Consider the following 20,063-nt stretch of genomic DNA (forward strand, 5'->3'; position numbering starts at 1 on the left):
CGAAAAGGGCCAGCACATGGCTGGCCCTATCACGGATTCGCGATGTCGCAGTGTGGCGTCAGGCCGCCATGTCCGCCCGCACCTTGGCACGGAACTCGTCGATGGAGACCAGCTTGCCGCCCCGCTCCACGTTCCAGAAGGTCCAGCCGTTGCAGGAGGGGAAGCCTTGCGTCAGCGCACCGATCTTGTGGATCGAGCCGACAATGGCACCTAACGCGAGCGTGCCGTCGGCCCGCACCACCGCCTTGTGGCGGCGGCGCTCGTCCACCAGCGTCTCGCCGGCCTTCACCAGACCTGCCTCGATGATGGACAGGAAGGGCACGCGCACTTCCGTGCGCTTCTCGGGCGCTGCCGCAATCGACACGTCGGAGAGAGGCTCGACCGCGTCGATGCGCTTGCGCGCCGCCTTGGCATAGGTCGAATCGCGCTCGAGGCCGATGAAGTTGCGCCCGAGCATCTTGGCGACCGCGCCCGTGGTGCCGGAGCCGAAGAAGGGATCGAGCACCACGTCGCCGGGATTGGACGAGGAGAGCAGGATGCGGGCGAGCAACGACTCGGGCTTCTGCGTCGGATGCACCTTGCGCCCCTGGGCGTCCTTGAGGCGTTCGTCGCCCGTGCAGAGCGGGATGAACCAGTCCGAGCGCATCTGCACGTCTTCGTTGCCGGCTTTGAGCGCATCGTAATGGAAGGTGTAGCCCTTCGACTCCGCGCTCTTGGAGGCCCAGATCATGGTCTCGTGCGCATTGGTGAAGCGGCGGCCCTTGAAGTTCGGCATCGGGTTGGCCTTGCGCCACACGATGTCGTTCAGGATCCAGAAATTCAGGTCCTGCAGGGCCGAGCCCACGCGGAAGATGTTGTGGTAGGAGCCGATGACCCACAGGGTCGCGTTCTTCTTCATCACGCGGCGCACGGCGAGAAGCCACGCGCGGGTGAACGCGTCGTAATCGGCAAAGCTCGCGAACTTGTCCCAGTCGTCGTCGACCGCGTCGACAAGGCTCTGGTCCGGGCGCGTGAGCGCCTGTTCGAGCTGGAGATTGTAGGGCGGGTCTGCGAAGACCACGTCCACGCTCTCAGGGGGAAGCTTCTCGAGATTGGCGATGCAGTCGCCGAGAAGGATCTCATTGAGAGGAAGAGTTTTCGGCAGAACGGAGAGGGGCGTTTGACGCCCCGTCCGAGGTGCCGGCGCAGACCGCCCGGTACGCGAGACATGGATCCGGGAGGCGGCGCCGGCAGCCCCGGTACGCGAGGTACCCATGGGTGATCACCGGTTACGCAACTGACACTCAGGATCATGAGCGGATAGGGTAAAGAGGAGGTTTCCAAACGCGATAAAATCCAAATATTTTGGATCGGCAAATCTTGCCTACGCTTTGAAAATATTGAGCTTTTTAGTTAATCAGCGTTAAGGGAGGTTACAGGTCCGGTAACCCTTGGCGTAACGGTGAAAAACTTAATCGATGAAACGGGCAGGGGCCCTCGCTCGCCACCGCCGTGAGATGCGCCCTGGTGCTGTAGCCCGCGTTGCTGGCAAAACCATAGGCGGGATAAGCGTTCCCGAGCCGCGCCATCATGCGGTCGCGCACCACTTTCGCGACAACCGACGCCGCGGCGATCGACGCGATGCTCGAATCACCCTTGATCACCGCTTCCGTCGCGCAGGGGAGGCCCGGCGGGTCGTTGCCGTCGACGAAGGCAATGTCCGGCGTGCAGGGGAGTGCGGCCAGCGCCCGGCACATGGCCAGCAACGAGGCCTGCCGGATGTTGATGGTGTCGATCTCCTGATGCGACACGGAGGCGATGCCCACCTGCGACGTTGCCAGGATCTCGGCAAACAGCGCCTCGCGCTTGGCCGCCGTGAGCGCCTTCGAATCGGCGAGCCCCTGCGGAACGTTGTCGAGATCGAGCACCACGGCTGCCGATACCACCGGCCCAGCCAGCGGCCCGCGCCCGACCTCGTCGAGGCCGGCAATGCAGGTATAGCCCTCCGCGCGGGCGGCGAGTTCGCGGGCGAGGCCGAGGCCGGAGGATTTGGAGGGGCGAATCACGGCGGTCATGGAGGGGATGAAAGCGGGAAGGGGATGGTTTTGTCACCCTTGGCGAGCGTTCACGAGCGTCGCAGCCCCACTCGTCATCCCGGACGGCGCAGCCGATCCGGGATCGGGTGCAGGATGGAGCGCTGAACTCCCTCTCCCTGAGGGAGAGGGTTGGGGTGAGGGTTTACAGGTCTCTCCGGGTATGGCGTAACCCCTCACCCGCGCCTACGGCGCGACCTCTCCCACCGGGAGAGGTGAAGGGAGCCATACTCCTCACACGATCCCGGATCTGCGCTGCGCTTCGTCCGGGATGACAGCCAGGGGCGAGAGGTTCAAAACAAACTCAGCTGCCCCGTCTCCTTCGGGGGCACCCTGAACAGGTCCGTGCGCAGGCGCAGGTTGCGCTTGTTGAGCCCGAGCCGCTCACACGTCGTCTCGAAGCGACGGCCGAGCATCCAGGCATAGGGGCCGACGCCGGATTGGCGGGTGCTCCAGTTCGCATCGTAATCCTTGCCGCCGCAGGCCTCCTGCAGCAGCGTGAAAACGTGGTTGAGCTTGTCCGGGTAGTGATCGACAAGCCAGTCCCGCATCAGGTCCTTGAGGTCGTGCGGCAGGCGCAGGAGCACATAGCCGGCCTCCTGGGCGCCGGCCTCAGCACAGGCCTTCAGAATGGCCTCGATCTCGTGATCGTTGATGGCCGGAATGAAGGGGGCGACCAGCACCGTCACGGGAATTCCTGCATCCGTGAGCTTGCGAATTGTTTCCAAACGCTTGGCGGGTGTGGCCGCGCGGGGCTCCATGCGGCGGGCGAGCTTCGGATCGAGGGTGGTAACCGAGATCGCCACCTTGGCGAGTTGCCGCTCGGCCATGGGGCTCAAGAGATCGATGTCGCGGGTGACCAGGGCCGACTTCGTGACGATCGCGACCGGATGGTTCATCCGGCTCAGCACTTCGAGGATCGAGCGCGTGATGCGGAATCGCCGCTCCACGGGCTGGTACGGATCGGTGTTGGAGCCGAGCGCGATTGGAGAAGGCTGGTACTTTGAAGATTGCAGTTCCTTCTCCAGAAGCTCCGCCGCATTGGGCTTGGCGAAGATCTTGGTTTCGAAATCGAGCCCCGAGGACAGGCCCTGGTAGGCGTGGGTGGGCCTAGCAAAGCAATAGGAGCAGCCGTGCTCGCAGCCGCGATACGGGTTGATCGACTTCTTGAAGAGAATATCGGGCGAGTCATTCCGGGTGACGATGGTGCGCGGCTTCTCGACGATCACCTCGGTGGGCAGGGTCGGAAGCTCTTCCTCCATCTTCCAACCGTCGTCGAAGGCCTCGCGCTGCGCCGGCTCGTAGCGCCCTGACGGGTTGGCTGAGGCACCGCGGCCGCGGCGGCGGTCCACCTCCACCCGGTAAGCCGGATCGTCCATGCGCCGTCGGGCGGCCTCGGCCGCCTCCAGGGGCGTACGCTTCACGGGCCTGGAACGGGCAGGATCATGGGCCTGATCCTTGGCGCGAGCTTTCATGGCAGCCTCGGGCGAATCTGGTGTCGGAAGCCGCAAGCTTAAGAACAAAACAGGAACAAAATCAAGACAGGATCGGCAGAAATGTCTTGGCGACGGACTGATGAACAAGCGCTATAGTGTTCATATGATTACCGTTCTCGTACGCGTGAGCCATGGGCCCGAGGCTCTGGCCGCCACCTTGAGTGCCCTTGTCCCCGCCGTGGCCGAAGGTCTGGTCGGCGATGCTGTCATCCTGGCGGACAGGCAGGACGAAACCTTGGCGAAGGTTGCCGATGCGGCCGGTGCGACCCTTGTGGTGGCCGAGCACGGTTCCTGGGCGGATGGCGCGCGGGCGGCGCGGCGCGACTGGCTCCTGTGCCTCGATGATGGCGATATCCCGCAGGAGGGCTGGATCCGGGTGCTCGACCGCTTCGTCGCTCTGTCGAAGCCGGAGCAGGGACTTGCAAGGATGCGACGTCGGCGAGCCGGCGTGGCGCGTGCTCTCACCAATCTTTTTGCGGATGTGAAGGTGCGCGCCGGCGATCTGGTTCACCGCCGGGTGCTTTTGAACGAGGTGAGGGCCCGCATGCCCGTGCGGCTCTCCGCCACCATCGAGCGCGATCCGGCCTTCGTCTGAGCCATTCATGAGCGACTCCCAACCCGCAAGCCTGTTCTGTCAGGATTCCGAACTCGGCTACGAGCGCAGCCGAACGCGTTTCACGTCCGGCGAAGGACTTGTCCTCGATGAGACCTACCGGCTTGCACACCTGCCGCTCGTTGCGCCGGATCATCCGCGTGTGATCAGCGCGCGGGAAGGTTCGTCCTATGTGATGGGCCGGCATGAGCGGGTGTTCTCGCTCGTTCTGCCGATCCCCGGTGATCTCCTGTTCGGATCCCCAGCTTATGGCGCGTTGAACGAGGCGCTGAGAGCGGCGCCCTTCGCCCACAAGATCGCCTGGGATCTGCTGGACCGACGCAAGGACAAGCTGCATGCAACGATCTGCGGTTCTCTCTCAAGCGGAGAGCCGCCCGTGCTCGATCAAGGGCAGCGGCAGGAGCTCGGCAAGATCGGACCCATCCACGTCGCGCTTCGTGGATTGTTCTCCGGCAGCGTCAATCGCGGAAGACTCTATCTTCGCGCCTATCCTGAAAACCGAATGGGCGAGAACGTCTTCCGCCACATTCAGCGCAGCCTGGGCTGCCGCGAAACCGACCTGTATGTGGTTGGCCTCTACAACCTTATAGACGATCTTGAGGCCGACGAGACGGCGGCGCTCGCGTCCCTCATCGATTGCTGGTGGGATTGCACGATCCTGCAACTCACCGTGGATCATCTCTGGCTCATGGGAGCATGCGACGACCTTGTTCTCGACTCCACGATCGCGGAGTCGGTTTCGCTCGTATGAGGCCGAGAGCCCGCGTCCTCAGCCCTTGAGCTTGCCCCGCTTCAGGTGCTCGTCGAGGCGCGGCATGATCTCGACGAAGTTGCACGGCCGGTGCCGGTAATCGAGCTGATTGGCCAGGATACCGTCCCATGCATCCTTGCAGGCGCCGGGCGAGCCCGGCAGCACGAACACGAAGGTCGTGCCGATCACGCCCGCAGTGGCCCGCGACTGGATCGTCGAGGTGCCGATCTTGTCGTAGGAGATGCGGTGGAAGACCGCGGAAAAGCCTTCCATCCGCTTGTCGAACAGGGGCTCAATCGCTTCCGGCGTCACGTCGCGGCCAGTAAAGCCCGTGCCGCCCGTGGTGATGACCACGTCGATGCCGGAATCGTTGACCCAGCCCTGCACCTTGCCGCGGATCGCCTCCACGTCATCCGTCACGATCCCGCGGTCGGCGAGCCTGTGCCCCGCCTTCGTCAGGAGCTCCGCCAGCGTGGCGCCGGATTTGTCCTCTTCCAGCGAACGCGTGTCGGAGACGGTCAGCACGGCGATGCTGAGCGGGACGAAGGGGAGGGTGTCGTCGATGCCGGGCATGAAGAGGGCCTGTTCTTCGGGAAAGCGTTCAGCGTCAGCAATGCAGGAGACTAGAGCCTGTCACTATGTATTACACCTGGATTTTGGGGCTCAAAAGGCGCATCGTTAGACCTGTCAGACCGCGGTCAAAAAGTGACCGGGATGATTGCGTACAACTTAGTCGACCGGATCCCCGACGGGCGTCCGTGAACTCGTGCCACAGCACGTCCAATCTTGGAGGGGTTGTATGATGAAACGCAAGCTCATCGCAGCATTGACCTCAGGGCTGTTCGTCCTGCCCTCACTCGCAACTGCGCAGCAAGCCCTCTCCGTCAAGCCGCTGGTTGAGAGGAAAGTGACGGAGTTGCCGGCAGGGGACCTGTTCTGGCGGATCCACACCTTCGATAACAAAGAACAGGCGCAATCGGCTGCAGGTCCCTTAGGATTAGTGGCCGAGTACGAAGGCAAGGTTTGGCTCTTCGAGCTTGGCCGCGCAGGAGAAGCCTCGAAGGGTGGCAGGCAAGTCGCCGAGATCGGTCCGCTTCCAAGGATCAGTGCGCCGCAGTATCTTCTTCGCATCAACGAGGCAGGCGGTCCTCCAGGCAGCGTCACATCCGTGCACACTCATCCAGGGTCAGAGGCGTTCTACGTGCTCGCCGGAGAACTGACGCAAAGGACCCCGCAGGGGGTGGCACGCGTCACCGCCGGCCAGACCCTGGTCGGTCATGCAGGCGACGTTCCGATGGAAGTGTCGAGCAGCGGTTCAGCCGAATTAAAGGAGTTCGCGCTTTTCGTGGTGGATGCTGGCAAGCCGTTCTCATCACCGGCTCACCTTCACTGAGGCACACTCATTAAGAGAGTATCCAAGAGGGCGATCTCACATTGCCCTCAAGGCCCTCACGTCGCCCTCGGAGACCTTGTTCAGGGCTCTTAAAGCCTGCTTGTCCGGAACGTATCGCAGGCCTGGACCTGTCCGGTCTTCAATCCGGTGGTGAGCCAGCGCATGCGCTGTTCGGAGGAGCCGTGGGTGAAGCTGTCGGGCACCACGCGGCCCTGTGACTGCTTCTGCAGCCGGTCGTCGCCGATGGCCTCCGCTGCACGGATGGCCTCTTCGATGTCGCCCTGCTCGAGCGATTTCCAGCGCTGATCCGAATGATGCGCCCAGACGCCCGCGAGGCAATCGGCCATCAGCTCGACGCGCACGGAAAGCTGATTGCCTTCCGTTTTGCTGACCTGCTGCTGGCGCTCCTGCACGCGGGGCAGGATACCGAGCACGTTCTCCACATGGTGCCCGACCTCATGGGCGAGCACATAGGCGTAGGCGAAGTCGCCGCCGGCGCGGAAACGGCTCTTCATCTCCTCGAAGAAGGAAAGATCGATGTAAACGGTCTGATCGAGCGGGCAGTAGAACGGCCCCATGGCCGATTGCGCACCGCCGCAGCCGGAGCGGGTCTGGCCGGAGAACAGCACGAGCTTCGGAGCCTGATACTGGCGATTGGCCTGCTGGGGCAGAACCGTGTTCCACACGTCTTCCGTGTTGCCGAGAATAGCGGCAGCGAAGCGACCCGCCTCATCCTGCGGCGCACCCTGTCGGCCCTGCTGTTGCTGCTGATAGCCCGAGCCGCCGCCCGTCATCATCTCGGCGCCGCCGATCAGGATGCGGGGATCGATGCCCAGCGCCCAGCCGACCAGGCCGAGGATCACCATGGCGCCTATTCCGAGCCCTCCGCCGCCCGCCATGCCCATGCCGCGACGGTCTTCCACATTGGACGAGGTTCGAAAGTCTTGCCAGCGCATCGCTCACCTTCCAGCCGCAGCACAGGTCACTGCAGAAGCTTAAGGCGTAAGCATATGAACCGGTTCCGAAAGGACGCCTTACTCGCGCCCGTCCAGGGCCCGCCGCAGGGCCTGGAAATCGCGCCAGCCGAGGCGCTTCTGCAAGGGCTGGCGCAGGAGATAGGCCGGGTGCAGGGTCGGCAGCGCCTTGATCTCGCGCCCATCCTCGGCCTTGTAGGTGAACCAGCGCCCGCGGGTGCGCAGGATGCCTTCCTTGGTTCCGAGCAGGTTCTGGGCGGCAGGACCGCCGAGGCAGAGCAGGAATTCAGGCGACGCCAACTCGATCTGCCGCGCGATGAACGGCTTGCAGATGGCGATTTCCTGAGGCGTCGGCGTGCGGTTGCCTGGCGGACGCCAGGGCACGATGTTGGCCACGTAGACTTGGGTGCGGTCGAGCCCGATGGTGGCGAGCATCCGGTCGAGCAGCTGGCCGGAGCGGCCCATGAACGGCTTGCCGATCCGGTCCTCATCCGCACCAGGAGCCTCGCCCACCAGCATCACCCGGCCTTCCGGGTTGCCATCCGCGAAAGCGAGGTTCTTGGCCGAGAACTTCAGGGCGCAGCCGTCGAAGCCTGCCAAGATCGCCTCGAGCTCCTCCAGGGACTGCGCGTGGCGGGCCTGCTCGCGGGCCATGCCGGCAACTTCCTCGGGCGCACTGGCGGCAGCCTTCGGAAGGGCGCGGGGGGAGGGTGCCGGCTGAGCCGGGGGAGCCTTGGGGCCTTGAGGCTTGGCGGGCTCGGCCTTGGGTTCCGCGAAGCGGTTATGCGGGGTCTCGTCGAGCGCGAGATCGACGCCTGCCTCGACATGGAAGTCGAGCAGCGCCTGGATAGCGTCGCGGTCGGAGGGGAGATCCTGCATGATCCGTATGTAAGCATTCCAGGGGCTGTGGACAACTCAAGTCCGCAAAGAACCCAAGGGATCTTAAACCCCTACGAAATCAGGTCGAAGAGCGTCGGGCTCTCGTCACGTCTGGCACCTTCGATGGCAAGGAGGAGGAGCTTGGTCGAGGCGCCGCCATTGGCCGAGAAGCCGCCCAGCCTGCCGTCCGCCGCGACGACCCGGTGGCACGGCACGATGACGGCAAACGGATTGCGCCCGAGGGACTGGCCGATGGCCCGGGCGTTGTTGATGCCGAGCCGCGCGGCAACCTCACCGTACGTCAGCACCCGGCCGGGTGGAATGCTGCGGGCAACCTCGTAAACGCCGCGGTCGAAATCCGACACGCCGTCCATGTCCAGCGTCACGGCCGACAAGTCGCGCGCTTCACCCTGCAGCAGAGCCGTCACATCGGCGATGATGTGCTGGATGTCCGGCGGCGGTGGGGCCTCGACAACGCCCGGAAAACGCTTTGCGATGCGACTGCGGGTCTTAGGGGCATGGTCCTCAGGCAACTGGAAGCCGATGACGCCACGCTTGTTCCAGGCCAGCCCACAGAGGCCGATGGTGGTCTCGAAAAGCGTGTAGAACGCGGTATGGGTCGACGGATTGGCCTGCATGATCCGCATGTAAGCACCAGCGGGGCTTGTGAACAACCGGAGGAGCCGTCACGGCACGAAAACTCCACGGCTGCTCTCGGAAGCGAAGATACGCGTGACTGGAGTTCGAAGCTCACCATCCTGAATTGGACGTCCAGGCATAACCTTATGCAGAATGAGCGCTTTCCGGCATGCTAGAGGCGCGTTAGGAAAACGGCATGCTGCAAGGCTGCACTTGAGAAGCCGACCAGACTGTTCATATATAAACTATCTGCCATCTAAGAGCACGTATCTGGAGGAGACATGATGTCCGACCTGCCCGCCCGTGAATCAATGGAATTCGACGTCGTCGTCGTGGGCGCGGGTCCCGCAGGCCTGGCGACCGCCATCCGGCTCAAGCAGCAGGCAATGGAGCAGGGCGCGGACATCTCCGTGGTCGTGGTGGAGAAGGGCTCCGAGGTCGGCGCGCATATCCTGTCCGGCGCCGTGATCGACCCGATCGGCCTCGACGGTCTCCTGCCGGACTGGCGCTCCGATCCGGATCGCCCGCTCAAGACCGAAGTCACGGCCGACGAGTTCATGTATCTGGGCCATGCCGGCGGCGTGACGCTGCCCAACGTGTTCATGCCCAAGCTCATGAACAACCACGGCAACTACATCGGCTCGCTCGGCAACGTCGCCCGCTATCTCGGCCGCAAGGCTGAAGAAGTCGGCGTCGAGATCTATCCGGGCTTCCCGGCAGCGGAAGTGCTGATCGAGGACGGCAAGGTGGTGGGCGTGGCCACCGGCGACATGGGGATCAGCCGCAACGGCGAGGCCAACGCCAACTTCACCCGCGGCATGGAGCTGCGCGCCAAGTACACGATCTTCGGTGAAGGCGCCCGTGGCTCGCTCACCAAGCAGATGGTCGAGCGCTTCGGCCTGAACGCGGGCAAGGATCACCAGAAATACGGCATCGGCATCAAGGAGCTGTGGCAGGTCAAGCCCGAGCACTTCCGGCCGGGCCTCGTGCGCCATTCCATGGGCTGGCCGCTGCCGAACAATTCCGGCGGCGGCTCCTGGCTCTACCATTTCGACGATAATCTGGTGTCCGTCGGTTTCGTGGTGCACCTCAACTACAAGAACCCGACCCTGTCGCCTTTCGACGAGTTCCAGCGCTTCAAGACGCACCCGATGGTGCGCGAGGTGTTCGAGGGCGCCAAGCGCATCGGCTACGGGGCGCGCGCCATCATGGAAGGCGGCTGGCAGTCGGTGCCGCGCCTTTCGTTCCCGGGCGGCTGTCTCGTGGGCGATTCCGCCGGCTTCGTGAACGTGCCGCGCATCAAGGGCAGCCACAACGCCATCCTGTCGGGCATGCTCTGCGCCGACCACGTGTTCGCGGCCCTGCAGGCGGGCCGTGCCCATGACGAGGTCGCTTCTTACGAGGAGTCATGGCGCTCCTCGCCTATCGGCTACGATCTGAAGCGCGTGCGCAACGTGAAGCCGCTCTGGTCGAAATACGGCACCACGGCCGGCGTGGCTTTGGGTGGCCTCGACATGTGGCTGACCGAGATCTTCGGCTGGTCGCCCTTCGGCACCATGAGCCACGGCAAGCCGGACCACGAGTGCCTGCTGCCGCTGTCCCAGGTAAAGCCGATCAAGTACGACAAGCCTGACGGGGTGCTCACCTTCGACAAGCTGTCCTCGGTGTTCCTGTCCAACACCAACCACGAGGAGGACCAGCCAGTCCACCTCAAGGTCAAGGACATGGGCCTGCAGAAGGGCTCAGAGCACGATGTCTTCGGCGGCCCGTCGCAGCGCTACTGCCCCGCGGGCGTGTATGAGTGGGTCGAGGGCGAGGGTGGCGTGCGCTACCAGATCAACGCCCAGAACTGCGTCCACTGCAAAACCTGCGACATCAAGGATCCCAACCAGAACATCAACTGGGTCACGCCCGAGGGCGGCGGCGGGCCGAACTACGTCAACATGTGAGAGTGGATGCCCTTTCCGTCGTCATCCCGGACGAAGCGTAGCGGCGATCCGGGATCGCGGTCAGAATGTGGCTCGGGCCTCCCTCTCCCTGAGGGAGAGGTGAACCAGCGCCTCACTCGTCCTGCGATCCCGGATCGGCTGCGCCGTCCGGGATGACATCCCTGGCTTGTAGCCAAACGTCCACTCTCACGAGCCTTTTACGCCCCAGCGTCAATTGTCCCCTTGCGGCGCTCTGAGGGAGACGCCATTCTCCGGCCTGATTTGGCGCACATCTCCCTCTGATGAGATGTCGCGATGATTGGAGCCGCGCTTCGTGCCCACCTTGAAAAGTCTGAAGTCCCGCAGGGGCTTGCCTGCCCTGATCTTGGCCGCTGGTCTGCTGGCGGCTCCTGCCGCCGTGGCGAACGCCACCGAGGAGATCCTGGAGCCGGCGCAGAGCCTTGAGGGCAATTTCCTCTCGGCTTACGTGGCGGGTTCGGCGCGGGACACGGAGGCTGCGACGGTCTTCTTCCGGCAGGCCATCCAGGAGGATCCCCGCAACCAGGAACTCCTGGAGCGCGCCTTCGTGGCCTTCCTGGCCAACGGCTCCATGCCGGACGCGATCCGGGCGGCGGAGCGCCTCTCGGGGCAGGACGGGTCGAACAACCTCGCGCAGTTTGCGCTTAGCGTCCGCGCCATCAAGACCCAGAAATATGCTGATGCCCGCGCCCGGCTCTCCAAGAGCATCCGCGGCCGCCAGGCGGATCTTACGGCAACGCTTCTCTCCGCCTGGACCTTCGCCGGCTCCAAGGACGGCAAGCAGGCGCTGGCCACCGTCGACAAGCTCAAGAACGAGCGCGCCTTCGACCAGTTCCGCGAGTACCACGCCGCCCTCATCGCCGACGTGACAGGCAATCCGGCCGAGGCGGAGAAGCGCTTCAAGGCGGCTTATGAGGGCGAGCGCAACACCCTGCAGGTGGTCGACGCCTATGGCCGGTTCCTGGCCAAGCGCGGCCGCAAGGACGAAGCCCTGAAGGTCTACCGGGCTTTCGACGAGGCGGCCCCGCGCCATCCCATCGTGCGCAGCGCCATGAAGGCGCTTGAGGAGGGTAAGCCCCTCATGCCGCTCGTGAACAACGCACAGGACGGCGCGGCGGAGCTGCTCTACGGCCTCGGCGTCGTGGGCAACTCCCAGGGCGACGAACTGACCGCCATCATCTATCTGCGCCTCGGCCTCGATCTGAAGCCCGATCACCCCTTGGCTCTCGTCACCCTCGGCGACGTCTACGAGCGCCTGAAGCAGTACGACAACGCCAACGCGATCTTCGCACGCATCCCCAAGGACTCGCCGATCCGCACGAGCGCCGACATCTCCATTGGGCACAATTACGAGTTGATGGGCCGCGGCGAGGATGCCATCACGCATCTCGACAAGCTCATGAAAGAGCATCCCGAGGACGTGGACGTGGTCATGGCGCTCGGCAACGTGCAGCGCTCGCGCAAGAAGTTCGCGGAAGCCGCCGAGACGTACACCAAGGCCATCAACCTCGTCGGCCAGCCCGAGCGCGGCCACTGGATCCTGTTCTTCTACCGCGGCTCGTCCTACGAGCGCTCGAAGCAGTGGGACAAGGGCGAGGCCGATCTGAAGAAGGCTCTGGAGCTCGTTCCCGAGAACCTGAATGCCGCCCGGGCCCAGGTGATGAACTACCTTGCCTATTCCTGGGTCGACCAGAACATGAATATCGACGAGGCCTTCAAGATGCTCACGAAGGCCGTGGAGCTTGCGCCCCGCGACGGCATGATCATCGACTCGCTCGGCTGGGCCTACTACCGCATGGGCCGCTACGAGGACGCCGTGCGCGAGCTGGAGAAGGCGGTCGAGCTGAAGCCGGGCGACGCCACCATCAACGACCACCTGGGCGATGCCTATTGGAAGGTCGGCCGCAAGCTCGAGGCGAAGTTCCAGTGGGACCACGCCAAGAACTCGGATCCGGAGCACGAGGAACTCGTGAAGATCCTCAAGAAGATCGATAACGGCATGGAAGAGGAGCCGAAGCCAGCCGCAGCGGAAAATACGCCAGCGCCTCAGGCGGAGGCGCCGAAGCAGAACGGCGGGTAAGGCTCCCGTACATTCCTGATTTCAACGTCATGGCCGGGCTTGTCCCGGCCATTTTCGTTTTTGAACCACCTCCCCGGAGCCCTCATCCTGAGGAGGCCTTCTGGCCGTCTCGAAGGACGAGGGCGCCTCCAGTGTTCTCTGGAACCTCCTTCGAGACGCCTGCTCCGCAGGCTCCTCAGGATGAGGTTTGAGTGGTGGAGCGGCCATTGAGGTGCTCTTCCCATCCGCGCCGCTCTCGGGCATGGAAGCGTCATGCCTCAGTCGCTCGCCACCCGCGCGCCCGCCAAGATCAACCTGACGCTCCACGTGCTCGGGCGCCGGGCCGACGGCTACCACGCCCTGGAAAGCCTCGTGGTCTTCGCCGGCACGGGTGACGACCTGCGGCTAACGCCGGGGCCGAGCCTCGCCCTTGAGGTCAGCGGCCCGACAGCCCCGCTCGCCGGGAGCGATGCCGACAACCTCGTCATGAAGGCGGCCCGCCTTCTCGCGGAGCGCGTACAGGGCCTGAAGGTCGGCACCTTCCACTTGACGAAGCGCCTGCCGGTCGCGGCCGGAATCGGCGGCGGGTCGTCCGATGCCGCCGCGGCCTTGCGGCTTCTAGCGCGTCTCAACGGCTTGCCGCTCTCGCATCCGGCCGTGCGGGAGGCGGCTCGGCTCACCGGAGCCGATGTGCCCGTATGTCTCGAGCCAAGCGCCCGGATGATGCGAGGGGCAGGAGAGGACGTAGGGCCCGGGCTGAATCTGCCGCGTCTCTTTGCTGTTCTGGTCAATGCGCGCGTGCCGGTGGAGACGCCGGCCGTGTTCAAGGCGCTGGGCCTGCAGCCTGGGCAGAAGCTGTCCGGAACTGAGCATTTCGCTCCTGAGGCATCCTCATTGGACACGCTGCTCGCCCTGCTCAAGCAAACCCGCAACGATCTCGAGTTGCCGGCGCGCAAGGTTCAACCCGTGATCGGCGAAGCGCTCGGCCTCATGCGCGAGACGGACGGCTGCCGCTTGGCCCGCATGTCCGGCTCGGGCGCGACGGTGTTCGGGCTTTATGACGATTGCGAAGCGGCCGCCAAGGCGGGACGGCATATCCTCCGCGTGCGGCCGGACTGGTGGGTGAAGGCGACGAGCCTTCGGTGAAGTAACCCTTCCACGTCATCCCCGGACTTGTTTCGGGGATGACGTCTTAATACCGCTCAAAAACGTGGATGGCCGGGACAAGCCCGGCCATGACGCTCAGAGGTTGTAAGTACTCTTTACCACGCCGGGATGATGGCTCCCTTGAAGCGCTCTTCCAGGAACTTCGCGACTTCCGGCGACTGGTAGGCTTCCACGAAAGTCTTGATCTCCGGACGCGTGTCACCCTGACGGGCCGCGACGAAGTTGGCGTAAGGGTTGCCTTCGCGCTTCTCAGTCGCAATGGTGTCCCGGCGGATGTCGAGGCCGGCATTCAGTGCGTGGTCGGTGTTGATCACGGCCGCATCGAGATCGGGCAGGGCGCGGGGCAGCTGCGCCGCGTCGAGTTCGGAGAATTTTACGCCCTTCGGGTTTTCGGCGATGTCGAGGAGGCTCGGCGACAGGCCCTTGCCCTCCTTGATCGTGATCACGCCCTGGGCGGCGAGCAGGTTGAGCGCGCGGCCGCCGTTGCTCGGATCGTTCGGAATGCCGATCTTGGCACCCTTGGGCAGGTCGGCGACGGACTTCACCTTGCTGGAGTAGAGGCCGATCGGCTGCACGAAGGTGAAGCCGACGGGGGCGATCTTGTAGCCGCGGGCGGCGATCTGCGCGTCGAGATAGGGCTTGTGCTGGAAGGCGTTGGCGTCGAGGTCCTTGCGCTCCAGCGCCTCGTTGACGAGGGCATAGTCGGAGAAGGGGATGAGCTCGACGGTAAGGCCCTTCGTAGCCGCAACCTTCTTCACAACCTGCGCCACCTCTTCCTCGGCGCCGGACATGACACCGACCTTGATGCTCTTCTGCTGGGCTGCCACGGGCAGAGCGACCGTCAAGGAAGCGCCGAGCGCGATGGTAGCGGCCAGAAGGGTGCGACGGTTAAAAACGGACATGACAGATCTCTTTCAGACAAGGGTCGTCGTGACTTCACCAGGAAGTCGGACTGATTGTTCGAACTGGGGCTTAGGATTTCAGGCCGTGAAGCGGCAACACTGCTCAATCAGACGAGGCTGACATGGAGACTTGAATGTGGTCAGGGGTAAGAGGCGCGTCATAGCCATCAATCCTCGTGAACCACGAGGCGGGATTCGCCCGTGGCGCTTTAGCGTTTGATCACGCGGCGCAAGCTGCTCGTCTCAAATCACCGCGGCCTTGAGGCAGCTGGAGCCGTCTCAAGACAAAATTGGTTTTAATGCGTCTGATTTTTTCGTCAACCGTTTCGTTCTGTAAAAAGAACAAGCCTGCTATGCTCAGTGAGCACGGGCAATGCAGAAATCGACCGCGTCGAGCAGCGCCTGCTTCATGGGTCCCGACGGGAAGAGCGCCAGCGCATCGCGGGCCATGGCGCCGTAGTGGCGGGCGCGCTCGACCGTGTCCTCGAGAGCCCGGTGACGGCGCATGATGGCGATGGCCTGTTCGAGGTCGGCATCCTCGATCTCGCCCTGCTCGAGCACCCGCTTCCAGAAGGCGCGCTCCTGGTCCGTGCCGCGGCGGAAGGAGAGAACCACCGGAAGGGTGATCTTGCCCTCGCGGAAATCGTCGCCGACGTTTTTGCCCAGGTTGGCAGCCTTGCCGCCGTAATCGAGGGCATCGTCCACCAGCTGGAACGCGATGCCGAGATTCATCCCATAGGAGCGGCAGGCGGCCTGCTCGGCCTTGGGGCGTCCGGTAATGACGGGTCCGACCTCGCAGGCGGCGGCAAACAGCTCCGCGGTCTTGCCGCGGATCACGGCGAGATACTCGTCCTCAGTCGTTTCCGTGTTCTTGGCGGCGGCGAGCTGCATCACCTCGCCCTCGGCGATCACGGTCGCGGCGGCGGAGAGGATATCCAGCGCCCGGAGCGAACCCACCTCCACCATCATGCGGAAAGCCTGGCCGAGGAGGAAGTCGCCCACCAGAACGCTCGCCTCGTTGCCCCACTTGATTCGGGCGGCGATCTTGCCCCGGCGCATGTCGCTCTCGTCCACCACGTCGTCGTGGAGGAGGGTGGCGGTGTGCATGAACTCGACGGAGGCCGCGAGCTTCACATGACCGTCGCCCTGATAGCCCGAGAGGCCGGCGGTCGCCAGCGTCAGCATGGGCCGAAGGCGCTTGCCGCCGGAAGAGATGAGGTGGTTCGCCACCTCCGGGATCATGGTGACCTGGGAGCCCGTGCGCGACAGGATCATCGCATTGACCCGCTCCATATCGGAGGCCACAAGGGACACGAGCTTCTCGATGCTCGCATTCTTCTCGGGATGCTTGTCTTCGAACGGAACGACGACGCCCACTGTCACGACCCGGGTTGCCGGCCGGAATGGCCGGTAGGAATATGAACTGGCATGGCACTTTCCATGCTGCAATGCAAACGCTTACCGCAGAGGAAAGGGTCTCAGGCCGATGGTCGAAATCGTCCGAAGCAGCGATCTCGTTCTGGTCGGCTTCCTACAATCCTTGTTGGAAAACGCCAACATCCCGGTTCTGGTGGCGGACAACCACATGAGCGCCCTGGAGGGCATGATCGGCGCTTTCCCGCGCCGGATCCTGGTGCCTGGGGATCACGCGGCGCAGGCGCGCCGCCTCATCGTCGATGCCGGTCTTGGAGCCGAACTGCGGCATGATTGAAATCACGCAGGATTTACTGCTCGGCGGGCGCGTGCACCTGGCCCAGCCCGGCAAGGGGCATCGTGCCGGCACCGACGCGGTTCTGCTCGCTGCCGCGGCTCCCGTGAAACCCGGCGACGTGGTGACAGACGTGGGCGCCGCCACCGGAGCGGTAGGGCTGGCGGCGGCAGCCCGGGAGCCGAACGGGCGCTTTGTTTTCGTGGAGCAGGATCCTGAACTCGCGGACCTCTGCCGCCGGAACTGCCGGGACAATGGTGTTCAGGGCGAGGTCATCGTTGCCGATGTGCTGAGCAGGGGCTCGCGTCAGGCTGCCGGCCTCATGCCGGAAAGCGCAGACCTCGTCCTGACCAACCCACCCTTTCTGGAAGAAGGGCAGGCCCGGATCTCGCCGGACCAGGGCCGGGCGGCAGCCCATGCCCTACCGGTGGGCGGCCTGGAGGCCTGGCTCAAGGCCTGCACGGGTCTCCTCAGGCCCAAGGGGCGGCTGGTGCTGATCCACCGGGCCGACCGGACAGCCGAGTGCCTGGACATCCTGGGGAAATGGCTCGGAGGGGTGGAGCTTCGCTTCGTGCATCCCGCCGCCGACAGGCCCGCGATCCGCGTCCTGCTCTCCGGCATCAAGGGCAGCCGGGCGCCGCTGAGCATCCTGCCGCCCGTAATCCTGAACGGCCCTGACGGGCGCTTCACCCCTGAAGCCGAGGCGCTGCACCGGGGCGAGGCCACTCTTCTATGAAAAAGGGCGCCTTTCGGCGCCCTTAATGTCAGTAGCGGTAGCCGCCTCTGCGCGCCGTGCGGCAGACCTCCACCGGACGACGGACCCAACCGTAATTGGTCCAGACCCTCCGGCGCTCGACCCAGCAGCGGCGAACCGTGCGGACAGGGCGATAATAGACCGGCGCAGGACGATAGGCCCGGTAGGGGCGATAGGCACGGTAAGGGGTGCCGACCTGGACGCTGAAGACCGGACGGGGGCGAGGCCGCACATAACGGCGCTCGACCACCGGACGATAGCCATATCCGTAGTCCCGATAATAAGGCTGGGCCTCGACCGGTTGAGCCGAGAGGGCACCGAGCCCAAGGGTCGCAAAGCCAAGAAGGCCGAACAACAACTTACGCATTTTCTCTCCTCGACAGCCCCAGGCGCCGGTTGGTTGGGGTCATGGCAGGGCTGTGCTTCATACTTGATCTTTTAAAGGGTCCTAGCTGAACGGAGGCCAACGAATTCCCTAACGGGATGTTCATCTTGGGAAGCCGGGCCGTGCACCCTACATAGAGGTCATGGCTCAAACATCCATCTCCTCCATGCTCCCCGCACGCCTGCAATTCCTCCTTCCGGCCAAGTACCGCACCCACGCCCACCCCGTCGTGCCCGTGGTGCGCCTGTCCGGGCCTATCGGCGCCGTCATGCCCCTGCGTTCAGGGCTCGCCATGTCGAGCGTTGCGCCCCTGCTGGAGCGGGCTTTCTCCGTGCCGGGCGCGAAGGCCGTGGCCGTCGTGATCAACTCGCCTGGAGGCTCGGCGGCGCAGTCCCACCTGATCTTCCGGCGCATCCGCAGCCTCTCGGAGGAGAAGAAGCTTCCCGTCATCGCCTTCGTGGAGGACGCGGCGGCGTCGGGCGGCTACATGATCGCCTGCGCGGCAGACGAGATCTATGCCGATCCGGCCTCCATCGTGGGCTCCATCGGGGTAGTATCCGCGAGCTTCGGCTTCCATGAGCTGATCGAGCGCCTGGGCATCGAGCGGCGGGTGCACACCGCCGGCAAGAGCAAGGCCATGCTCGACCCGTTCCGGCCCGAGAACCCGGACGACGTGATCCGTCTCAAGGGGCTTCAGGTGAAGATCCATGACGTCTTCGTCGATCTCGTGCGCTCCCGCCGGGGCGCGAAGCTCAACGATTCCTATGACGATCTCTTCTCCGGCGCCTTCTGGGTCGGGGCCGAGGCGGTGGATCTCGGCCTCGTCGACGGGCTTGGCGACATCCGCTCCGTCATGCGCCGGCGCTTCGGCGACAAGGTGCGGTTCCGCATGATCGAGCCCGCCCGCCGGCCGCTGCTGGGGCGCCTGCTCGGTCGCCCCGCAATCGGCGACATCAGCCTCATCGATCCGGGCGAGATCGTCGGCACCCTGGAGGAGAGGGCTGCCTGGGCGCGGTTGGGCCTATAAGAGCGCCGTCATCACCGGCCTTGTGCCGGTGATCTCGATTGATTGAAGCACGGGGCTTCACAGCATCGGGATGGCCGGGACTGATCCCCGGATCAAGTCTGGGGAAGGCCATGACGAGGAGGTTGTCATCCCCGGCGAGCCGCAGGCGAGGGAAGGAGATCCACTCACACGCTGAGCGCCTATGGACCCCCTTCCCCTCCGCTGCGCGTCCTTCTGGGAATGACACCGGGTGCACCCCCAGCGCTTGACTTGAAGCCCCCGTCATCCCAAGGGTTCGCCTGAAATTTTTGGATGAAACCGGACGCCGATATGACGAGCGAACCCGCGCATATGAACCCTGCGCGCTCTTTCCAGGGCCTGATCCTCACGCTCCAGCGCTACTGGGCCGAACAGGGCTGCGTGATCCTCCAGCCCTACGACATGGAGGTGGGCGCTGGCACGTTCCACCCGGCCACGACCTTAAGGGCTCTGGGTCCTAAATCCTGGCGCGCCGCTTACGTGCAGCCCTCCCGCCGCCCGAAGGATGGGCGCTATGGCGAGAACCCGAACCGGCTCCAGCACTACTACCAGTTCCAGGTGATCCTGAAGCCGAACCCGCCGAACCTGCAGGAGCTCTATCTCGGCTCGCTCAAGGCCATCGGCATCGACACCGCCCTCCACGATATCCGCTTCGTCGAGGACGATTGGGAGAGCCCCACGCTCGGCGCTTGGGGGCTCGGGTGGGAATGCTGGTGCGACGGCATGGAAGTGTCGCAGTTCACCTATTTCCAGCAGGTGGCGGGCTTCGAGTGCTCGCCGGTGGCGGGCGAACTGACCTACGGGCTCGAGCGCCTCGCCATGTATCTCCAGGGTGTCGAGTCGATCTACGACCTCAACTTCAACGGCCTCGATGGCGTCGAGAAGGTCACCTACGGCGACGTGTTCCTGCAAGCCGAGCAGGAATATTCCCGCCACAACTTCGAGCATGCCGATACGGAAATGCTGTTTCGGCATTTCCGCGATGCTGAAGCTGCTTGCCGCAAGTATCTTGAGGCCGGCGAGCCGAAGCCCGATGGCAACGACCAGCGCCACCTGATGGCGCTGCCGGCCTATGACCAGTGCATCAAGGCCAGCCACATGTTCAACCTGCTCGACGCCCGCGGCGTGATCTCCGTCACCGAGCGCCAGAGCTACATCCTGCGCGTCCGCGAACTGGCGAAAGCCTGCGGCGCCGCATGGCTGAAGACCGAGGGCGGAGGCGTGGCGGCCTGACGCTGCACCGTCCCGTTCCCTTCCTT

Annotated in this window: 20 protein-coding genes; 10 read left to right on the forward strand and 10 right to left on the reverse strand. The window is 64.4% G+C overall.

Translation table 11 applies throughout. The annotated features are described in order from the left end of the window. Positions 1 to 58: 58 nt before the first annotated feature. From IC232_RS10825 to IC232_RS10835, 3 genes are all read right to left on the reverse strand, one after another. Entirely contained in the window at positions 59 to 1,255 is a 1,197-nt protein-coding gene (locus IC232_RS10825; RefSeq protein ID WP_246812145.1) for a site-specific DNA-methyltransferase, read from the reverse strand. Positions 1,256 to 1,412: 157 nt separating this feature from the next. Next, positions 1,413 to 2,054: a ribonuclease HII gene (locus IC232_RS10830; RefSeq protein ID WP_190844932.1), complete on the reverse strand. Its 642-nt coding sequence runs from the start codon at positions 2,052 to 2,054 to the stop codon at positions 1,413 to 1,415. Positions 2,055 to 2,365: 311 nt separating this feature from the next. Further along, positions 2,366 to 3,547, reverse strand: a complete 1,182-nt coding sequence (locus IC232_RS10835; RefSeq protein WP_190844933.1) for a PA0069 family radical SAM protein — start codon at positions 3,545 to 3,547, stop codon at positions 2,366 to 2,368. A 100-nt stretch (positions 3,548 to 3,647) separates the two neighbouring features. Here IC232_RS10835 and IC232_RS10840 point away from each other — a divergent pair, with 100 nt between their 5' ends. Both IC232_RS10840 and IC232_RS10845 read left to right on the forward strand, forming a co-directional pair. Next, positions 3,648 to 4,163, forward strand: a complete 516-nt coding sequence (locus IC232_RS10840; RefSeq protein ID WP_246812146.1) for a glycosyltransferase family 2 protein — start codon at positions 3,648 to 3,650, stop codon at positions 4,161 to 4,163. Positions 4,164 to 4,170: 7 nt separating this feature from the next. Further along, a complete protein-coding gene (locus IC232_RS10845; RefSeq protein ID WP_190844934.1) occupies positions 4,171 to 4,932 on the forward strand; it encodes a hypothetical protein in 762 nt (253 codons plus the stop codon). An 18-nt stretch (positions 4,933 to 4,950) separates the two neighbouring features. Here the strand turns inward: IC232_RS10845 and moaB are convergent, their stop codons facing one another. Beyond that, positions 4,951 to 5,505: a molybdenum cofactor biosynthesis protein B gene (gene moaB / locus IC232_RS10850; protein WP_190844935.1), complete on the reverse strand. Its 555-nt coding sequence runs from the start codon at positions 5,503 to 5,505 to the stop codon at positions 4,951 to 4,953. A gap of 226 nt (positions 5,506 to 5,731) precedes the next feature. On the opposite strand from moaB, the gene IC232_RS10855 reads away from it, so the two are divergent. Continuing rightward, entirely contained in the window at positions 5,732 to 6,325 is a 594-nt protein-coding gene (locus IC232_RS10855) for a cupin domain-containing protein (protein WP_190844936.1), read from the forward strand. An 89-nt stretch (positions 6,326 to 6,414) separates the two neighbouring features. Here the strand turns inward: IC232_RS10855 and IC232_RS10860 are convergent, their stop codons facing one another. The 3 genes from IC232_RS10860 to IC232_RS10870 form a co-directional block, all read right to left on the reverse strand. Next, the gene (locus IC232_RS10860) at positions 6,415 to 7,281 is read right to left on the reverse strand and encodes a neutral zinc metallopeptidase (protein WP_190844937.1); all 867 of its coding nucleotides are present in this window, start codon (positions 7,279 to 7,281) and stop codon (positions 6,415 to 6,417) included. A 78-nt stretch (positions 7,282 to 7,359) separates the two neighbouring features. After that, positions 7,360 to 8,178, reverse strand: a complete 819-nt coding sequence (locus IC232_RS10865; protein ID WP_190844938.1) for a uracil-DNA glycosylase family protein — start codon at positions 8,176 to 8,178, stop codon at positions 7,360 to 7,362. A 71-nt stretch (positions 8,179 to 8,249) separates the two neighbouring features. Further along, positions 8,250 to 8,825 (reverse strand): methylated-DNA--[protein]-cysteine S-methyltransferase, encoded by a 576-nt coding sequence (locus tag IC232_RS10870; RefSeq protein WP_409564909.1) that lies wholly within the window; start codon positions 8,823 to 8,825, stop codon positions 8,250 to 8,252. A gap of 276 nt (positions 8,826 to 9,101) precedes the next feature. Between IC232_RS10870 and IC232_RS10875 the strand changes: the two genes are divergently transcribed. The 3 genes from IC232_RS10875 to IC232_RS10885 all read left to right on the forward strand — a co-directional run bounded on the left by IC232_RS10875 (position 9,102) and on the right by IC232_RS10885 (position 13,989). After that, positions 9,102 to 10,766, forward strand: coding sequence for an electron transfer flavoprotein-ubiquinone oxidoreductase (locus tag IC232_RS10875; protein ID WP_190845061.1), 1,665 nt, complete (start codon positions 9,102 to 9,104; stop codon positions 10,764 to 10,766). A 313-nt stretch (positions 10,767 to 11,079) separates the two neighbouring features. Continuing rightward, a complete protein-coding gene (locus IC232_RS10880) occupies positions 11,080 to 12,864 on the forward strand; it encodes a tetratricopeptide repeat protein (RefSeq protein ID WP_190844939.1) in 1,785 nt (594 codons plus the stop codon). Between the two features lie 252 nt (positions 12,865 to 13,116). After that, the gene (locus tag IC232_RS10885) at positions 13,117 to 13,989 is read left to right on the forward strand and encodes a 4-(cytidine 5'-diphospho)-2-C-methyl-D-erythritol kinase (RefSeq protein WP_190844940.1); all 873 of its coding nucleotides are present in this window, start codon (positions 13,117 to 13,119) and stop codon (positions 13,987 to 13,989) included. A gap of 116 nt (positions 13,990 to 14,105) precedes the next feature. Here the strand turns inward: IC232_RS10885 and IC232_RS10890 are convergent, their stop codons facing one another. Together IC232_RS10890 and IC232_RS10895 are read right to left on the reverse strand one after the other, a co-directional pair. After that, positions 14,106 to 14,912 (reverse strand): MetQ/NlpA family ABC transporter substrate-binding protein, encoded by an 807-nt coding sequence (locus IC232_RS10890; protein ID WP_190844941.1) that lies wholly within the window; start codon positions 14,910 to 14,912, stop codon positions 14,106 to 14,108. A 357-nt stretch (positions 14,913 to 15,269) separates the two neighbouring features. After that, the gene (locus IC232_RS10895) at positions 15,270 to 16,289 is read right to left on the reverse strand and encodes a polyprenyl synthetase family protein (protein ID WP_190845062.1); all 1,020 of its coding nucleotides are present in this window, start codon (positions 16,287 to 16,289) and stop codon (positions 15,270 to 15,272) included. 109 nt (positions 16,290 to 16,398) lie between these two features. Between IC232_RS10895 and IC232_RS10900 the strand changes: the two genes are divergently transcribed. Together IC232_RS10900 and IC232_RS10905 are read left to right on the forward strand one after the other, a co-directional pair. After that, positions 16,399 to 16,623 carry a DUF2007 domain-containing protein gene (locus tag IC232_RS10900; protein ID WP_190844942.1) on the forward strand — a complete coding sequence of 75 codons (225 nt, stop codon included), beginning with the start codon at positions 16,399 to 16,401 and terminating at the stop codon, positions 16,621 to 16,623. Next, positions 16,616 to 17,356, forward strand: a complete 741-nt coding sequence (locus IC232_RS10905) for a tRNA1(Val) (adenine(37)-N6)-methyltransferase (protein WP_190844943.1) — start codon at positions 16,616 to 16,618, stop codon at positions 17,354 to 17,356. Before IC232_RS10900 ends, IC232_RS10905 begins: the two co-directional genes overlap by 8 nt. Positions 17,357 to 17,384: 28 nt before the next feature. Here the strand turns inward: IC232_RS10905 and IC232_RS10910 are convergent, their stop codons facing one another. Next, positions 17,385 to 17,741 (reverse strand): hypothetical protein, encoded by a 357-nt coding sequence (locus IC232_RS10910; RefSeq protein ID WP_190844944.1) that lies wholly within the window; start codon positions 17,739 to 17,741, stop codon positions 17,385 to 17,387. A 175-nt stretch (positions 17,742 to 17,916) separates the two neighbouring features. Here IC232_RS10910 and IC232_RS10915 point away from each other — a divergent pair, with 175 nt between their 5' ends. Further along, positions 17,917 to 18,786 carry a S49 family peptidase gene (locus tag IC232_RS10915; protein ID WP_409564914.1) on the forward strand — a complete coding sequence of 290 codons (870 nt, stop codon included), beginning with the start codon at positions 17,917 to 17,919 and terminating at the stop codon, positions 18,784 to 18,786. A 309-nt stretch (positions 18,787 to 19,095) separates the two neighbouring features. Further along, on the forward strand, positions 19,096 to 20,037 hold the full coding sequence (locus IC232_RS10920) for a glycine--tRNA ligase subunit alpha (RefSeq protein ID WP_190844945.1): 942 nt from the start codon (positions 19,096 to 19,098) through the stop codon (positions 20,035 to 20,037). Positions 20,038 to 20,063: the final 26 nt, after the last annotated feature.

The sequence above is a fragment of the Microvirga sp. genome (genome assembly GCF_014699075.1).
Lineage (GTDB): Bacteria > Pseudomonadota > Alphaproteobacteria > Rhizobiales > Beijerinckiaceae > Microvirga.

Bases quoted from the DNA above. Each gene is read 5' to 3' on its own strand.
- IC232_RS10840 (WP_246812146.1), top strand. From the start codon at position 3,648: ATGAACAAGCGCTATAGTGTTCATATGATTACCGTTCTCGTACGCGTG.
- IC232_RS10830 (WP_190844932.1), bottom strand. From the start codon at position 2,054: ATGACCGCCGTGATTCGCCCCTCCAAATCCTCCGGCCTCGGCCTCGCC.
- IC232_RS10860 (WP_190844937.1), bottom strand. From the start codon at position 7,281: ATGCGCTGGCAAGACTTTCGAACCTCGTCCAATGTGGAAGACCGTCGC.
- IC232_RS10865 (WP_190844938.1), bottom strand. From the start codon at position 8,178: ATGCAGGATCTCCCCTCCGACCGCGACGCTATCCAGGCGCTGCTCGAC.
- IC232_RS10910 (WP_190844944.1), bottom strand. From the start codon at position 17,741: ATGCGTAAGTTGTTGTTCGGCCTTCTTGGCTTTGCGACCCTTGGGCTC.
- IC232_RS10855 (WP_190844936.1), top strand. From the start codon at position 5,732: ATGATGAAACGCAAGCTCATCGCAGCATTGACCTCAGGGCTGTTCGTC.
- IC232_RS10900 (WP_190844942.1), top strand. From the start codon at position 16,399: ATGGTCGAAATCGTCCGAAGCAGCGATCTCGTTCTGGTCGGCTTCCTA.
- IC232_RS10870 (WP_409564909.1), bottom strand. From the start codon at position 8,825: ATGCGGATCATGCAGGCCAATCCGTCGACCCATACCGCGTTCTACACG.
- moaB (WP_190844935.1), bottom strand. From the start codon at position 5,505: ATGCCCGGCATCGACGACACCCTCCCCTTCGTCCCGCTCAGCATCGCC.
- IC232_RS10825 (WP_246812145.1), bottom strand. From the start codon at position 1,255: ATGGGTACCTCGCGTACCGGGGCTGCCGGCGCCGCCTCCCGGATCCAT.
- IC232_RS10835 (WP_190844933.1), bottom strand. From the start codon at position 3,547: ATGAAAGCTCGCGCCAAGGATCAGGCCCATGATCCTGCCCGTTCCAGG.
- IC232_RS10890 (WP_190844941.1), bottom strand. From the start codon at position 14,912: ATGTCCGTTTTTAACCGTCGCACCCTTCTGGCCGCTACCATCGCGCTC.
- IC232_RS10920 (WP_190844945.1), top strand. From the start codon at position 19,096: ATGACGAGCGAACCCGCGCATATGAACCCTGCGCGCTCTTTCCAGGGC.
- IC232_RS10845 (WP_190844934.1), top strand. From the start codon at position 4,171: ATGAGCGACTCCCAACCCGCAAGCCTGTTCTGTCAGGATTCCGAACTC.
- IC232_RS10905 (WP_190844943.1), top strand. From the start codon at position 16,616: ATGATTGAAATCACGCAGGATTTACTGCTCGGCGGGCGCGTGCACCTG.
- IC232_RS10885 (WP_190844940.1), top strand. From the start codon at position 13,117: ATGCCTCAGTCGCTCGCCACCCGCGCGCCCGCCAAGATCAACCTGACG.
- IC232_RS10875 (WP_190845061.1), top strand. From the start codon at position 9,102: ATGTCCGACCTGCCCGCCCGTGAATCAATGGAATTCGACGTCGTCGTC.